This window comes from Parazoarcus communis, assembly GCF_003111645.1.
In the GTDB taxonomy this organism is placed as follows: domain Bacteria; phylum Pseudomonadota; class Gammaproteobacteria; order Burkholderiales; family Rhodocyclaceae; genus Parazoarcus; species Parazoarcus communis_A.
In genome coordinates this window covers 2,633,316-2,647,136 of sequence record NZ_CP022187.1, presented here as the reverse complement: position 1 = coordinate 2,647,136, position 13,821 = coordinate 2,633,316, and the positions used below count along the sequence as shown (strand labels likewise).

Here is a 13,821-nt window from a genome sequence, read left to right as displayed (position 1 = left end):
GAAATCGAATAAAAGTGCTCGATGTGCGTTACGTCACATCGCTGAAGTCTTAGAGGCGTCTTTCCGCTCCATACAGATGTCTGTTCAGGTGTTGACGCCCCTGGGTGAGGCGGAAAGCAGATCGGAGACGGGAACGGGGTGACCCGTTCGCGTCTCCGATCAGATGTTGCGAGTGGGCATCTGTCACTGCCCACGGTTCAAGCGTCAAGCCAGATTCATCTTGCGCGCGGCTTCACGCAGTTCTTCGCGGAAGTTCGGGTGCGCGATGCCGATGAGCGCTTCTGCGCGTTGCCTGGCGGTCTTGCCTCGCAGTTGTGCAACGCCGTACTCGGTCACCACGTAGTTGATGTCGTTCTTGCTGGTGGTCACGTGGGTGCCCGGGCACAGCACCGGCGCGATGCGCGAGATGGTGTCGTTCTTTGCGGTCGAAGGCAGCACGATGAAGGCCTTGCCGTTTTTCGAGCGGTTGGCAGCGCGCACGAAGTCCACCTGCCCGCCGGTGCCTGAGTAGGGCGTGTGGCCGAGGCTTTCCGAACCGCACTGTCCGAGCAGATCGATCTGCAGCGTGGCGTTGATGCAGCACAGATTGTCGTTGCGGGCGGCGATGTAGGGGTCGTTGGTGAAGTCGACCGGATGCATCTCCAGCATCGGGTTGCGATGCAGGAAGCGATACAGCTTGCGCGAACCGAGCGCGAAGGTGGCGACCATCTTGCCGGGCATGAAGGTCTTGCGGCGGTTGGTGACGGCGCCACTTTCGATCAGCGACAGGATGCCGTCGCCGATCATTTCGGTGTGAATGCCGAGGTCGCGCTTGTGCTGCAACTGCATCACGACCGCATCGGGAATGCCACCGTAGCCGATCTGCAGCGTGGCGCCATCGTCGATGAGTTCGGCCACGTGCTTGCCAATGGCTTCCTGGATCGGGCCGATGGTCGGCAGGCCGACTTCAAACAGTTCATCGTCGCTTTCGACCAGGCCGGACACCTGCGAGATGTGCACGTGGCAGTCGCCGTTGGCGTAGGGAACGTTCGGGTTCACCTCGAGCAGGATGACGCGCGCCTTGCGCACGGCAGCCATGGTGTAGTCAGGTGCAAGCGAGAGCGAGAAGTAGCCGTACTCGTCCATCGGCGAAGCCATGGTCATGACCACGTCGGCCGGGGTCAGCCCGCGGTCGATCAGCATCGGCAGTTCGGAAAAGTAGGCGGGGACGAAATCGACCCAGCCCGACTGCCCACCCGCGCGGGTGGCGCCGCCGAAGAAATAGGCGTCATGCCGGATGTTGGCATGGGTCTCAGGGTCGAGGTAGGCGAACTTGCGCAGCGGCAAGATCTGGCTGACGGCGACATCGCGCAGCGTGTGGCGGCGGTCGGACAGCGCCTGCAGCAGCGCAGGCGGTTCGCCAACACCGGTCGGGACCACGACGGTGTTGCCGTTGCTGATCATGCCCACGGCGTCGGCCGGGCTCATCCTCTTCTGATCGTAAAGCGTCTGCATGCTCACCCTCTCTCTCCTATCAAATGCTTTTATATGCGTCTGTATAGGGGATTATACGTATATTCCATACCCGTGCGTATGGACTGAGTGGCGTCAGGCGGTAAGGGTGGGGCCCTGGTGAAAGACGAGATCGGTAACCACCTTGCCGCCCACCAGGTGCTGGTCGACGATTCGCTGCATGTTTTCCGGGGTGACGTTGTAGTACCACACGCCGTCCGGCTGCACGCACAGGATGGGACCGCCCTTGCACGCTGCAAAGCAGGACACCCGGGTGCGTTTCACGCGCAGCTCGCCCTGGTCCAGCCCGGCGAGCTTGAAGCGCTCGCCCAGGCTGTCGAACACGGCCTGCGCCTCGCTGTTGGCGCTGCAGCGCGGACCGGTGCACACCAGAAGATGGCGGCGGTAGCTGCCGAGCTTCGGCTTCTCGACCAAGGCGCCTGTACCGGGTTTTTCAGTTGAATCGTGATGGTTCATGCGTGGCCCTCCTCGGTGACGGGCTCGGCCTCAGTGTGGGGCAGATCGGCAAGCGTGGCGATGATGTAATCGAGCGGAAGTCTGTAATGCGCTGCCAGTTGTGCGGGCGTTTCATCGCTTATGCGAAGGGATTCCAGCCAGCCATTGAGGCCGGTGCTGAGCGAGCGCCCGGCCTGTTCGCCGCTGCGGGTGGCGCGCTCGCCATCGGCGACGTCGTACTTGTTGCTGTAGCCGCGTGGCGTCACCATCAGGCCGTCGCGCACGAAGGTGTTTGAGTTGCCGATGAGGACGGTGGTGAGCATGCCGATGTCGCACTCGCTCATCCTCTCCAGTGTGGTGAACTCGATGCGTTGTTTTGGGCGATAGGCCGACTTGACGATCGCCACCGGGGTATCCGGCCGGCGGTGGCGCAGGAACAGGCGCTGGGCTTCGACGATCTGGCGTGTGCGGCGACCGCTCTTGGGGTTGTAGAGGGCGACCACGAAATCGGCGTAGGCGACGGCGTCGAGGCGGCGCGCAATGGTGGCCCAGGGGGTAAGCAGATCGGACAGCGAAATGGCGCAGAAATCGTGCGTGAGCGGGGCGCCGACCAGCGCTGCGCAGGTGTTGAGTGCGGATGCGCCGGGGATGATCTCGACCTCGATGTCCGAGTCGGGTGTCCACCCGGCCTGAAACAGCACTTCGAAGGTCGGCCCCGCCATGCCATATACACCGGCATCGCCCGAGGAGATCAGCGCCACCTTCTTGCCCTGCCGGGCGCGGGCGAGCGATTCGATGGCGCGGTCAAGTTCCTCCGTCATCGACTTTCTGATCACTTCCTTGCCTTCGAGCAGGTCGGCGACGAGCTTGATATAGGTGACGTAGCCGATGATGGTGTCGGCCTCCGCGATGGCGGCGCGCGCACGCGCGGTGAGGTGGTCGTGACTGCCGGGGCCGAGGCCCACGAGCATGATCTTGCCCTTGCCAGTTGTCGTGTTCATTCGGTGATCCTTGCGATGGAGATGGTGGCGTTCTTGCCGTCAGTGCCGCGCACCTTGTGTTTTTCGACCAGCAGCGCGTCCTGGCCCGCATTGGCCGCGAGCAGCGCGGCGGCTTCCGAGACCGAGGGCGTGCCGGTGTAGCGACGCACGGTGTCGGACGGGTTGGGTACCGCGATCGCGGCGAGGCGGGCGGCAGGGTGAAACGCGATGCGCCAGCCGTGAACGGCTGCGAGCAGCGCCAGGCCGGGTTCGTCTGCCTTGAGGTCGATGCTGGCCACTGCGCTGACCGCTTCCAGACCGACGCCGGCGGCCGCCAGCGCTTCATTGACCGCACGGGCGAGGGTTTCGAACGGAGTGCCGCGGTCGCAGCCGAGCCCAAGTGCGACTTTCATTGCACGCTCGCAGCAGTGGGGCGGTAGATGACCTTCTTGCCACTTAAACGCTCGGCAAGCGTGTCAGGCAGGCTGCGGTTGCTGACCCACAGCACGGCGCCGAAGGCATCCGGGTCGATGTCTTCAAGGCGGTCGAAGCGGTGCAGATTGGCGGGCAGGCTGCCGCTGCGACCGTTGGCGTGGCGCGTCCACCAGTCGGTGCTGCCGGTTTCCTGTACCAGCGCAACCGGTTCGTCGTTCACGACGGCGGCGCTGGCTCGCACGATTTCGTCATGGCTGGCTTCGAAAGTCCAGCCCAGTTCGCGACCGAGCAGATCGACCGCGAGGGTTTCGCGGGCATCTGAGGCCGTGGTGAGCACCTGCTGTGCGCCAAGGGTCTGCGCAAGCACGCCGGCCAGTGCGTTGGCGCCGCCCAGGTGCCCGGAGAGTACGGGGATGGCGTAACGCCCGGCTTCGTCGAGTACCACGATGCCGGGATCGCTCTCCTTGTTCTTCAGATGCGGTGCGATGAGTCGAACGACCGCACCGAGCGAAACGATACAGATGATGCCGTCGAAAGCCGCGAACAGTGCGGGAATCTGATCGCCGGTCTTGCCGGTGAAGCAGGCAAAGGCACCCGGTGCGGCCGCCTCGGCTTCGCGGTGAAATTTCTCCGGCGCGAACAGGGTGGCGCCGGGCAGGGCGGCCACCACCTTGCCGGCGAGCGCAATGCCGTGCCGGGTGATCGAGACGACGGCGACTTTGTTATTGGGGAAGGGGAGGTGTTGGGTCATGGCGGATTCTTTCTTCTATATGGATCCTGTTAAGTCGTTACGTCCAGGTGGGGGTGGCCCGCAGAGGCCGCCACGCGAAGCGCTCGTACCGCTGCGGTTGTCGGTCGGGCAGACGTTCGCGGCCTTCGGCTTCCCGGCTCGTCGAACGTCTGCGGGGCGACGGTGCAAACTCGCTCGCTACGCTCACTCAGACATGCACCGTCTTGTTTCCCCGCAGACGCCCGACGATCCGGCGCTCTCGACAGCCCGACCGCCAACCACAGCGGCGCGCTTCACGTGGCGGCCTCTGCTGCTGCAGGGATATACGAGGCCTCTGATCTCTTGCGACAGCCGCGGCGCAGTTCTCCGCGCACGCGCTTCGGGTTCTGCACGAGCAACAGCGACAGGTAATTCACCTTCTCGCCGCGCAGACTGGCGACGTCGCGCACCACCCGCTCCTCGGGTGAGCCAACCTTCTCGATGAAGCAGCTGGTGGCGATCAGCCCGCGTCGTTCGAGCAGGTCCAGCACTTCGTCCAGCAGCGGCTTCACCTTCATCAGCACCAGGGTGTCGAACTCGTCGAGCAGATGATCGATCACTGGCACGCCGTAGGCGGCGGGGATGATGGCCAAGGTCTCGTCCTCCTCGGCCAGCGCCACATCCGCACGGGCGGCGGCCGCGGCAAATGAACTGACGCCGGGGATGGTCTCCACGGTGACAGCGGGCGCCAGTTCGCGCACTGCGCGCGCTAGGTGGCGGAAGGTGGAGTAAGTGGAGGCATCGCCCTCGACCAGAAAAGCGACATCACGCCCGCTCGCCAGCCACTCGACCGTGCGGCTGGCGGCGCGCGTCCACGCCTTGGCCAGTGCGGTCGCGTCGCGCGTCATTGGAAAGACCAGTTCGGCGACATCGGCCGGGATCTCGAGACCACCCCGGCGGGCGATGCCGAGCGCGTAAGAGCTTTCCTCCGCGCGTTTGACCGGGTAGGCCCAGCGCGCGCCGGATTGCAGCGCCGCCCAGCCACGGCGGGTGATGAGATCGGGATCGCCGGGGCCGAGCGAGACACCGATCAGGCGGCCGAAGCGTAAGGCAGGTTGCGATGCCTGAAGGTGGGGGGGAGTCATGTCATTCATGGGTGTTGCCTCCTGCGGGGTCTGATGGACGGCCTGCAGCCTGCGCGCTGACGATCCAGACCGGGTTCTGGGCGGCGAGGCGGTGCATGTCGAGAATCGGCTGACTGCGTGCGGCCGAGAGCATGGTGACGTCCCAGGTGGCGCCAAGCTGCTGAAGTGTCCGGGTGGCGAGGGCGAGGTTTTCCAGGGTGACGAAGTTCATCACCAGGTGCCCGCGGGGCTTGAGCCTGCCAAGGACCAGTGCGATGAGTTCCCCCAGTTCGCCGCCGGAGCCGCCGATGAAAACCGCGTCGGGTGCGGGCCATGTATCGAGTCCGGCAGGCGCCTTGCCCTCGAACAGGCTGTAATTGCTTGCGCGCATGCGCCGTGCATTGATGCGCGCGTTGGTCGCGTCGCCGCTGTTCTTCTCGATCGCCCACACGTGGCCCAGGTGAGCGATGCGGCTGGCTTCAAGGCCGACCGAGCCCGAGCCAGCGCCGATATCCCATACGATGCTGTCGGCGCGCAGGCCGAGGCGGGCGAGCGACACCGCACGTGCTTCGAGCTTTGTGATCAGCCCCTTCTCGGGCGTGCGTTGTACGTAATCGAGATCGTCGAAGCCGAATACCGGTGCGCTATGTGGAATGCTCGAGACGAGGTCGGGCGGGTAGCGCGTCGGTGCGTACCCGTCGCCTGCCCGTGCGATGCGTTCGATGATGACGACGTTGGGGTCGGGAAAGCGGCGGCGCGCTGCGTCGGTCAGGCGCAGGTTGGCAAAGACGGCTTCGTCCGCGTGACACAGGCAGGCGACGACGGACAGTCTGACGCTTTCGTGCGCATCATCGCCATAGCCGGCGGCGAGCAGTGCGCGGGCGATGCGGTCCGGGCCGTTGTGCGGGCTGGTGAAGGTGGCGACCAGCGGATGGCTGGCGACTGCGCGCACCAGTTTGTACAGGCCGTGTGCCGGTGTCGGGCCGGGAGTCGCGTCGTCACCGGGCCACTCGCCTGCATCGGGGCCGTGGCAGGAGCTGATGCGCGCGTCCTGCCACGGCTTCTTGAGGCGGGCGAAGGCGAGCTGAATGGTCGATGGCGCGGGCATGACCTCGACAGCGCCGGCGCCGAGCTTGCCGATCAGAAAGCGGGCAATGCCGTGACACAGCGGATCGCCCGTGGCGAGTATCGCAACCGGTCTGCCCGCATCGAGCGCGCTGGCGATCCATCCTGGCGTTTGCGACAGCGCACCGTCCATGTCGAGACACTCGGTGTCTTCGGGCAGGAAGGGCGCGACGAGATCAAGCGTGCGCCGAGCGCCGATCAGAACGCTGGCGGTGCGCAGTCGTGCCTGGGCGGCTGCGGACAGGCTGGCCCAGCCGTCATCGATGACGCCGATCACGCAGCACAGCGGGCGTTGGTTTTCAGGCATGAGCGGGTTCCATCAGTTCTTCTTCGTTCAGGGTCACGATCGGCACGCCTTCGAAATTGCAGGCCAGCACGGTGAGGCGGTGGGGGCCGGGGTAGCGCTCGCGCAGGCTGCGGATGGCGCGGGCAGCGAGCGCGCGGTGAAAGGTCACGGCAAGGCCAAGTTCGGCCAGTCGTTCGGCAGCGAAGCGGGCGGTTTCGGCGGCGCGGATCTCCTCGATCAGATCGGCTGGTGCGCCGACTTCGGCGGCGGCGCCGGCGATCAGGTCGCGGTCGACCTCCTCGCGCCAGGCGTGCGTCACCGACAGGCCCTGGGCGATCTTGGTCAGCTTGCCCACCATCGCGCCGATGATGATGTGCTGCATGTCGTGCTTGAGCGCGGTGGCGAACGCGGCCTTGACGAAGTCGCCCATCTGCACGAAACAGGCTTCGTCGAGTTGCGGAAACTCGCGCATCGCGCATTTTTCGGTCCGGCCGCCCGTCGTGAACACCACCGAGGTCTGGCCCTGGTTCGCCGCTACATCCACGGCCTGGATCACGCTCGCACGAAAGGCCGCGGTCGAATAGGGGCGGACGATGCCGGTGGTGCCGAGAATGCTGATGCCGCCAAGAATGCCGAGCCGGGCATTCAGCGTTTTCTTGGCCATCTCTTCGCCACCCGGTACCGAGATGGTGACTTCCAGACTGTCGCCCGCGGAAAGAATGGCTGCGCCCGCGGTGGCGACGTTTTCGGTGATGCTGCGTCGTGGCGCAGGGTTGATCGCGGGGCCGCCGACATCGAGCCCGAGGCCGGGCTTGGTGACGACGCCGACACCGCGCCCGCCCTTGAGGACGATGGCACCGCCTCCGCCAATGATGCGTCGCACGTCGGCGGTGAGGTGGGCGCCATGCGTGGCGTCGGGGTCGTCGCCTGCGTCCTTGATCGAGACTGCATGTGCGCAGTCGCCTTCCGGGTGATGCGTCACGCGGCCGTCGCAGATGTTGAAGCGCACGCGCAGGGTGTTCGGCAGCACGCATTCGACCGCCTCGGGCACCACGCCCTGCACCAGTCCGAGCGTGGCCGCAGTGGCCGCTGCCGCGGCATTGGCGCCGGTCGAGAAACCGGTGCGGTTGCCGCGGTCGCGCTTGGGATCACCCTTGCGAACCTTCTCGGGGAGCGTGTGACCGGCTGCCATGGCGTGTTCAGGCTTGCGCGGGCTGCAGCTGGCGTGCTTCGGCCAGTCCGAGCAGTGCATGCAGTGCCGCGACCACCAGCGTCGAGCCCCCCTTGCGCCCACGGATCACGATCCACGGCACCTCGGTGAGCCCGGCCATCAGGTCCTTCGATTCGGCGGCGGAGACGAAGCCCACCGGCATGCCGACGACCAGCGCGGGGCGTGCGCCTTCCTCGCGGATCAGGCGCACGATCTCGATCAGCGCGGTGGGTGCATTGCCGATGCCGACCAGCGCACCGTCGAGCAGGCCTTGCCGGTGCGCCTTGCGCATCGCCTGCACGGCACGCGTGGTGTTCTCCGCATTGGCGAGCTCGATGACGTCGGCGTCGGAGATGAACTGGTGGGCGTGCATGCCGAAGTGCGCCAGTCGTGACGCCGACAGGCCGACACAGATCATCTCGACATCGGCCACGATCGCCGCTCCGCCCCGCAGGATGGCTGCAAGCCCTGCTTCGACCGCCGCGGGATGAAAGTCGGTGAGGCCGTTGAAGTCGAAGTCGGCATTGGCGTGAATCATGCGGCGCACGATGGGCCATTGCTCGGGGCGATAGTCGTGCCGGACGACCTCGGCGTCGATGACGGCAAAGGAGTCATGCTCGATGGCACGACCCGCGGCGGTGAGCTGCTCGGTAACGGTGTTTGCGGTCATGGTCGGGTTCCGGGCGCTGAGCTCAGGCGGGTGCATGGTCGTGGTGGTGTTCATGCCCGTGACCCAGCGAATGCGCGGCATGCACGTGGGTGTGGCTGTGGTCGTGCAGATGTTCGGCTTCGGCGGCGACGCGATACTTGCAGCCGTCGCATTCGAGCAGGCCGCCTTCTGCGGCGCCCGACTCGCCGATGCGGCTGTCGAGCAGATCGAAGATGCCCTTGTCGAAACCGAAATGGGTGCCGAGGGCAAAGGCAAGGTGCGGAAACTGGGCTTGCAGGCGTTCGGTCTGGGTCTTGATGCGGTCCATCAGCACGCCGCTGAAGAGATACACCGGCACGATGCAGATCTGCATCATGCCAAGGCGGATCTGGCGCTGAACCACGGTTTCGAGCCGCGGCCAGGTGATGCTGGTGAAGGCAAGGTCGACCAGATCGTGGTCGTAGTCTTCGAACACCCAGCGCGTCATGCGGGCGAGCTCGCCATTGGCACCGGCATCGGACGAGCCGCGGCCGAGCAGGATGACGCCGGTGGTGCGCGGGTCCGGGGTGGCGAGCTGGTGCAGCAGGCGGTCGAGCTGGCCCTTGAGCACGGCAAGCATCTCGCGGCCCATGCCCAGGTGGCGGGTGCACACGAAGTCCACCTCAGGATGGCGGGCGCGCGCACGCGACACTGCCGCCGGCAGTTCCATCTTCACATGGCCCGCTGCGTTGAGAATGAAGGGTACGACGGTGACCCGGCGTGCGTTCCGGGCGGCGCGGTCCAGGCCCTCGTCGAGCAGGACTTCCGCATGTTCGATGAAGCAGGCTTCGATGCGCCAGCCCGGGTGACGCGCCTGCCACTGGGTGGCGAACTGCAGGATCTCGCGGTTGCCTTCGCGATTGCGCGAACCATGGCCGACGAGGAGGATGGTGTGATCGTTCATGACGGAATCTCGGTGGTTGCGCTTTCCGTGCCGTCGTCCTGCATCAGGGTGGCTTTGCGGAAACGGTGTGAAAAACCGGGGTCGTAGAGTTTGGAGCGGGCGATATCGGCCCAGTCGCGCGCGCCCAGCGCGGGGCTGGCGATGATCATGGCCTGCGAGGCGATCTTCTCGTCCTGGCAGCGACGCTTGATGTCGGCGAGCGTGCCGCGCACGATCTTTTCCGCCCCGGGCCAGCTGGCCTTCTGCACCACGACGATGGGTGCGTCCTCGGACCATCCGGCGCTGCGCAACGCACGCTGGACTTCATGCAGCAGCGTGATCGACAGAAAGATGCACAAGGTGCTGCGATGCGCTGCCAGCGCCTCGAGCTCTTCGCCTGCAGGCATCGGCGTGCGCCCGGCAACGCGGGTGAGAATCACGGTCTGGGTGACTTCAGGCAGGGTCAGGGTTTCGCCTGCCGCAGCTGCGGCGGCCATCGCCGAAGACACGCCCGGCACGACCTTCCACTGCACGCCGGCGGCGTCGAGCGGGCGGGTCATCTCCACCAGCGCCCCATACAGCCCGGGGTCGCCGGTCTGCAGGCGCACCACCGTTGCATGTCGGGCGCAGGCGTCGAGCAGCCATGCGCTCATCTCCTCCAGCGTCATGTCCTTGGAGTCGCGAATCTCGCAACCCGGTGGGGCAAAGCGCGTGGCAGCCTGGTCGACCAGCGACCCGGCAAAGAGGATCGCGCCCGCCTGTTCGAGCAGCCCGCGACCCTTGACCGTGATCAGGTCGGGGTCGCCGGGGCCGGCGCCGACGAACCAGATGATGCCCATGTGCTCAGCCTGCCCGCAGGGTGGTGCACAGCTTCATCGCCGTGCTGGCGGCATAGGGCTGCAGCAGGCGGATCAGGCTGAAGGTGATCAGCGGTTCGAGAACGACCAGCGGAGCATAGGCAATCGCGAAGGCAGCCCAGTCGGCAAGCGGCGTGGCCACTTCGCCAATGGCGAGCCAGAAGCCGACCATGGCGGTTACGCCGGTGTAGAACACCGCGTCGAGTTTCATGATGTTGCGCAGCCTGAGGCTGTCGAAGCGCTTGCCGACGGTGTGGTGCACCAGCATCAGTGGCACCGCAAGCGACAGGGTGTTGATGCCGAGATGGACAAGATCGGCGGGTTCGAAGAACAGCCCCTGCAAGGCCAGACCGATGCCGAAACCAAGCAGCGTGGGCACGAATCCGAGGATCAGGTACATCGGCATCGCGCCGATGAAATGCAGTTCGGACGGACCGACGGCAAGGTGGAAGCTCTGCATGAACACCGAAAAGAACAGCGCGGCGAGCAGCGAGCGCAGGATCAGTTGCGGTTGCCGCAGCAGCGGCAGGGCATGACTGGCAAGCAGTCCGGTGGCTGCGATGTTGGCGGCAGCGATTTTGGCGGTGGAAACGTAACCCGGTTCGATATGCATGAAGAACTCCCCTCGTGTGCTTGGCTGGCGACCTGAAGCCGGGGAGGCAGGCGAAAGCGCGCATGGGCAGTCCATGAACGTGCGAACGTCTACGCAAAACGAATATCGAATGCGGCTGGCATGGAGGCGTACGAAGAAAATACGGCCGCGACCAAGCAGTCGGATCGAACCCTCACCCCGGGATTCACATCTCTTTCATCTCGATCGGGCCGGTCTTCTGGCTCACCATCTTCCTCATCCGCCGACCTTCCCGGGGAGAAACCCAGTGGTCATCTGTGTTGCAGCGGATTCGTCAGGCTTACAGCAGCGGGGGCTGCGCCGGAGTGGCTGAGCGCATGTGCGATCAGCGTCACCGGACTTCCCGTTTCACCCGTCATAAGACTTTATGACAAGGCACCCGGATCGAATGTGGGGCGGAGCTTAGTCGAGGTTCATGGGTGTTTGCAAGCTGTCCTTACGGCAAGCGGGTGGAACGAAGGTGTGTGGCCACCGGTGCGCTACACTGCAGCCCTGCTTGCCGGAGTCCTGATTTCATGCCTTCAAACACTGCTTCGCTCGCCTTCTCCAGCGCGGAGATCGCTGCCGTTTATCGCGTGATCGCCGAACGTCGTGACATGCGCCACTTCCTGCCGGATGCCGTCGATCCCGAAGTCCTGCGGCGACTGCTGTGGGCTGCCCACCATGCACCGAGTGTCGGTTACATGCAGCCCTGGCGCTTCATCCGCATCACCGACCCCGCCTTGCGCGAGCGCATGCACGCGCTGGTGGAGGAAGAGCGGATTGCCACTGCCGAGGCGCTTGGCGAGCGTGCGGAAGACTTCATGAAGCTCAAGGTCGAAGGCGTGCTCGACGCCGGCGAGGTGCTGGTGGTCGCACTTGCCGAAGGGCGCGAGAAGCATGTGTTCGGGCGCCGGACCTTGCCCGAAATGGATCTGGCCTCGGTGGCCTGTGCGATTCAGAACATGTGGCTGGCGGCGCGCGCCGAAGGACTTGGCATGGGCTGGGTGTCGATCTTCGATCCGGACAAGCTTGCGACGCTGCTGTCCATGCCCGAAGGCGCCTGCCCGGTTGCGGTGCTGTGTATCGGCCACGTCGAGGCCTTCTACCCGAAGCCGATGCTGGAGATCGAGAAATGGGCCGAGCGCATGCCGATCGAGGACGTATTGTCCGAGAACGTGTGGCCATCTTCGGCTGATTGAGTACTTTCGTTCCAAAAAAAGAAGGCCACCTTGCGGTGGCCTTCTTCACGTGTCGTGCAGCGCGGATCAGTGATCAGCGATTGCCGTTCCCCGTTCTGGCGGAGAACAGCGCTGCGCGCGGTGCGGTATTGCGGCGGTCGGACGCCTGCGGCGCGCGATTGCCATTCACTTCGCTGCGGCCACGGTTGCCCGCATGGTTGCCGTTGGGTTCGGCGCGACTGGGGGCGGCGCGATTGCCGTCCACTTCACCGGCCTGGCGCGGCGCGGGACGGGCACGATTGCCGTCCGCCTCGGGGCGGGCGCGCTGCGGACCACGGTTGCCGGGCTGGCCACCGTTTGCGGGACCACGGCCGCCGGGACGATCGCTGCGTCCGGCGGGCGCGCTGCTTCGGCGCTGTTCGTTGTTGTTACGACCGCCACCGCCACCGCGGCGCTGTATCGGCTCGCGGCGCTGATCTTCGTCATGCGACTGCTCTGCCGTGGCGCTGGGCACGAAGCCTTCGGCCGTGGCGCGGTCGACCTTGCGGTGCATCAGGCGTTCGATTGCGGTCAGCAGCTTGAGCTCTTCCCGGTCGACCAGCGAAATCGCGTGGCCGGCAGCGCCGGCACGGCCGGTGCGGCCGATGCGGTGCACGTAGTCTTCAGGCACGTTCGGCAGTTCGAAGTTCACCACCTGCGGCAATTGATCGATGTCGAGACCGCGAGCGGCGATATCGGTGGCAACCAGGACCGGCAGCGATCCGTCCTTGAATTGTGCCAGCGCACGGGTACGTGCAGCCTGGCTCTTGTTGCCGTGAATCGCCGATGACTCGATGCCGTGCTTGGTCAGGTATTCGGCCAGCTTGTTGGCGCCGTGCTTGGTGCGGGTGAACACGAGCGCCTGGAACCACTGGCGTTCCTTGATCAGCCACGCCAGCAGTTCGCGCTTCTGCTTCTGCCCGATCATGTAGGCAGCCTGCTCGACGCGCTCGGCGGTGGTGTTGCGCGCAGCAACTTCGACGCAGCCGGGGTTGTGCAGCAGGCCGTTGGCCAGCTCACGAATCTCGTCGGAGAAGGTGGCCGAGAACAGCAGGTTCTGGCGCTTCTTCGGCAGCAGTGCGAGCACCTTGCGGATGTCGCGGATGAAGCCCATGTCAAGCATGCGGTCGGCTTCATCCAGGATCAGGATCTCGACGCCGGACAGATCCAGCGTGCGCTGATTGACGTGATCGAGCAGGCGGCCGGGCGTGGCCACCAGGATGTCGACCCGCTTCTTCAGCGCCGAGATCTGCGGATTGATGTTGACGCCGCCGAACATCACCATCGAGGTCAGCGGCAGGTGCTTGCCGTAAGTCTTGACCGATTCCTCGACCTGGGCTGCCAGTTCGCGGGTGGGGGTGAGAATGAGGCAGCGCGGTCGGCCGTTGGGGTGCGGATGCACATGCGTCTGCGACAGCAGGTGCAGCACCGGAAGGGTGAAGCCGGCAGTCTTGCCAGTGCCGGTCTGCGCTGCGGCGAGCAGGTCGCCACCGGCGAGCACCTGCGGAATGGCCTGGGCCTGGATCGGCGTCGGCGTGGTGTAGCCGGCTTCCGAAATGGCGCGCAGCAAGGGTTCTGCCAGTCCGAGACTGGCGAAATTTGATTCTGTGTTCATGCGAGAAAATGCTCCAGCGACGGCCTGTCGTGCGCAGGGCGTACGACACCAATCGAGGCGGGCGGGATTCGTGACCGGAAAAGGTCGTTGGAAAGTGCTGCGGCCGATTGGTCGGGCACGCAACAGCCTCTT

General features: G+C 65.4%; 14 protein-coding genes and 1 riboswitch. Of the genes, 1 reads left to right on the top strand and 13 read right to left on the bottom strand.

The genetic code is table 11. The annotated features are described in order from the left end of the window. Positions 1-204 precede the first annotated feature (204 nt). From CEW83_RS12140 to CEW83_RS12085, 12 genes are all read right to left on the bottom strand, one after another. A complete protein-coding gene (locus CEW83_RS12140) occupies positions 205-1,494 on the bottom strand; it encodes an acetyl-CoA hydrolase/transferase family protein (protein ID WP_108949575.1) in 1,290 nt (429 codons plus the stop codon). A 93-nt stretch (positions 1,495-1,587) separates the two neighbouring features. Next, positions 1,588-1,968 carry a (2Fe-2S) ferredoxin domain-containing protein gene (locus tag CEW83_RS12135; protein WP_108949574.1) on the bottom strand — a complete coding sequence of 127 codons (381 nt, stop codon included), beginning with the start codon at positions 1,966-1,968 and terminating at the stop codon, positions 1,588-1,590. Then, complete coding sequence (cobJ, locus tag CEW83_RS12130; RefSeq protein ID WP_108949573.1) at positions 1,965-2,948, bottom strand: precorrin-3B C(17)-methyltransferase; 984 nt, start codon at positions 2,946-2,948, stop codon at positions 1,965-1,967. Before cobJ ends, CEW83_RS12135 begins: the two co-directional genes overlap by 4 nt. Continuing rightward, positions 2,945-3,340 (bottom strand): cobalamin biosynthesis protein, encoded by a 396-nt coding sequence (locus CEW83_RS12125; RefSeq protein WP_108949572.1) that lies wholly within the window; start codon positions 3,338-3,340, stop codon positions 2,945-2,947. Before CEW83_RS12125 ends, cobJ begins: the two co-directional genes overlap by 4 nt. Beyond that, positions 3,337-4,113 carry a cobalamin biosynthesis central domain-containing protein gene (locus CEW83_RS12120; protein ID WP_108949571.1) on the bottom strand — a complete coding sequence of 259 codons (777 nt, stop codon included), beginning with the start codon at positions 4,111-4,113 and terminating at the stop codon, positions 3,337-3,339. Before CEW83_RS12120 ends, CEW83_RS12125 begins: the two co-directional genes overlap by 4 nt. A 272-nt stretch (positions 4,114-4,385) precedes the next feature. After that, a complete protein-coding gene (gene cobI, locus CEW83_RS12115; protein WP_420094077.1) occupies positions 4,386-5,225 on the bottom strand; it encodes a precorrin-2 C(20)-methyltransferase in 840 nt (279 codons plus the stop codon). Next, positions 5,218-6,627, bottom strand: a complete 1,410-nt coding sequence (gene cbiE, locus CEW83_RS12110) for a precorrin-6y C5,15-methyltransferase (decarboxylating) subunit CbiE (RefSeq protein ID WP_108949569.1) — start codon at positions 6,625-6,627, stop codon at positions 5,218-5,220. Before cbiE ends, cobI begins: the two co-directional genes overlap by 8 nt. Next, a complete protein-coding gene (locus CEW83_RS12105) occupies positions 6,620-7,798 on the bottom strand; it encodes a cobalt-precorrin-5B (C(1))-methyltransferase (protein ID WP_108949568.1) in 1,179 nt (392 codons plus the stop codon). The genes cbiE and CEW83_RS12105 overlap by 8 nt, the downstream gene beginning before the upstream one ends. A gap of 7 nt (positions 7,799-7,805) precedes the next feature. Beyond that, positions 7,806-8,486 (bottom strand): precorrin-8X methylmutase, encoded by a 681-nt coding sequence (locus tag CEW83_RS12100; protein ID WP_108951375.1) that lies wholly within the window; start codon positions 8,484-8,486, stop codon positions 7,806-7,808. Positions 8,487-8,508: 22 nt separating this feature from the next. Continuing rightward, positions 8,509-9,408, bottom strand: coding sequence for a sirohydrochlorin chelatase (locus CEW83_RS12095; protein ID WP_108949567.1), 900 nt, complete (start codon positions 9,406-9,408; stop codon positions 8,509-8,511). Further along, positions 9,405-10,226, bottom strand: a complete 822-nt coding sequence (gene cobM, locus CEW83_RS12090) for a precorrin-4 C(11)-methyltransferase (protein ID WP_108949566.1) — start codon at positions 10,224-10,226, stop codon at positions 9,405-9,407. The genes CEW83_RS12095 and cobM overlap by 4 nt, the downstream gene beginning before the upstream one ends. 4 nt (positions 10,227-10,230) lie before the next feature. Continuing rightward, a complete protein-coding gene (locus CEW83_RS12085) occupies positions 10,231-10,857 on the bottom strand; it encodes an energy-coupling factor ABC transporter permease (RefSeq protein WP_108949565.1) in 627 nt (208 codons plus the stop codon). 189 nt (positions 10,858-11,046) lie between these two features. Next, a riboswitch (cobalamin riboswitch) is annotated at positions 11,047-11,273 on the bottom strand. A gap of 117 nt (positions 11,274-11,390) precedes the next feature. Here CEW83_RS12085 and bluB point away from each other — a divergent pair. Further along, a complete protein-coding gene (gene bluB, locus CEW83_RS12080; protein ID WP_108949564.1) occupies positions 11,391-12,056 on the top strand; it encodes a 5,6-dimethylbenzimidazole synthase in 666 nt (221 codons plus the stop codon). 73 nt (positions 12,057-12,129) lie between these two features. On the opposite strand, the gene CEW83_RS12075 is transcribed toward bluB, so the two are convergent. After that, positions 12,130-13,689, bottom strand: a complete 1,560-nt coding sequence (locus CEW83_RS12075; RefSeq protein WP_108949563.1) for a DEAD/DEAH box helicase — start codon at positions 13,687-13,689, stop codon at positions 12,130-12,132. Positions 13,690-13,821: the final 132 nt, after the last annotated feature.

What these genes read in the sequence shown, in the direction of transcription:
- CEW83_RS12100 (WP_108951375.1), bottom strand. Translation starts at nt 8,486, where the DNA reads ATGACCGCAAACACCGTTACCGAGCAGCTCACCGCCGCGGGTCGTGCC.
- CEW83_RS12135 (WP_108949574.1), bottom strand. Translation starts at nt 1,968, where the DNA reads ATGAACCATCACGATTCAACTGAAAAACCCGGTACAGGCGCCTTGGTC.
- cobJ (WP_108949573.1), bottom strand. Translation starts at nt 2,948, where the DNA reads ATGAACACGACAACTGGCAAGGGCAAGATCATGCTCGTGGGCCTCGGC.
- cobI (WP_420094077.1), bottom strand. Translation starts at nt 5,225, where the DNA reads ATGAATGACATGACTCCCCCCCACCTTCAGGCATCGCAACCTGCCTTA.
- cobM (WP_108949566.1), bottom strand. Translation starts at nt 10,226, where the DNA reads ATGGGCATCATCTGGTTCGTCGGCGCCGGCCCCGGCGACCCCGACCTG.
- CEW83_RS12125 (WP_108949572.1), bottom strand. Translation starts at nt 3,340, where the DNA reads ATGAAAGTCGCACTTGGGCTCGGCTGCGACCGCGGCACTCCGTTCGAA.
- CEW83_RS12085 (WP_108949565.1), bottom strand. Translation starts at nt 10,857, where the DNA reads ATGCATATCGAACCGGGTTACGTTTCCACCGCCAAAATCGCTGCCGCC.
- CEW83_RS12120 (WP_108949571.1), bottom strand. Translation starts at nt 4,113, where the DNA reads ATGACCCAACACCTCCCCTTCCCCAATAACAAAGTCGCCGTCGTCTCG.
- CEW83_RS12095 (WP_108949567.1), bottom strand. Translation starts at nt 9,408, where the DNA reads ATGAACGATCACACCATCCTCCTCGTCGGCCATGGTTCGCGCAATCGC.
- bluB (WP_108949564.1), top strand. Translation starts at nt 11,391, where the DNA reads ATGCCTTCAAACACTGCTTCGCTCGCCTTCTCCAGCGCGGAGATCGCT.
- CEW83_RS12140 (WP_108949575.1), bottom strand. Translation starts at nt 1,494, where the DNA reads ATGCAGACGCTTTACGATCAGAAGAGGATGAGCCCGGCCGACGCCGTG.
- cbiE (WP_108949569.1), bottom strand. Translation starts at nt 6,627, where the DNA reads ATGCCTGAAAACCAACGCCCGCTGTGCTGCGTGATCGGCGTCATCGAT.
- CEW83_RS12075 (WP_108949563.1), bottom strand. Translation starts at nt 13,689, where the DNA reads ATGAACACAGAATCAAATTTCGCCAGTCTCGGACTGGCAGAACCCTTG.
- CEW83_RS12105 (WP_108949568.1), bottom strand. Translation starts at nt 7,798, where the DNA reads ATGGCAGCCGGTCACACGCTCCCCGAGAAGGTTCGCAAGGGTGATCCC.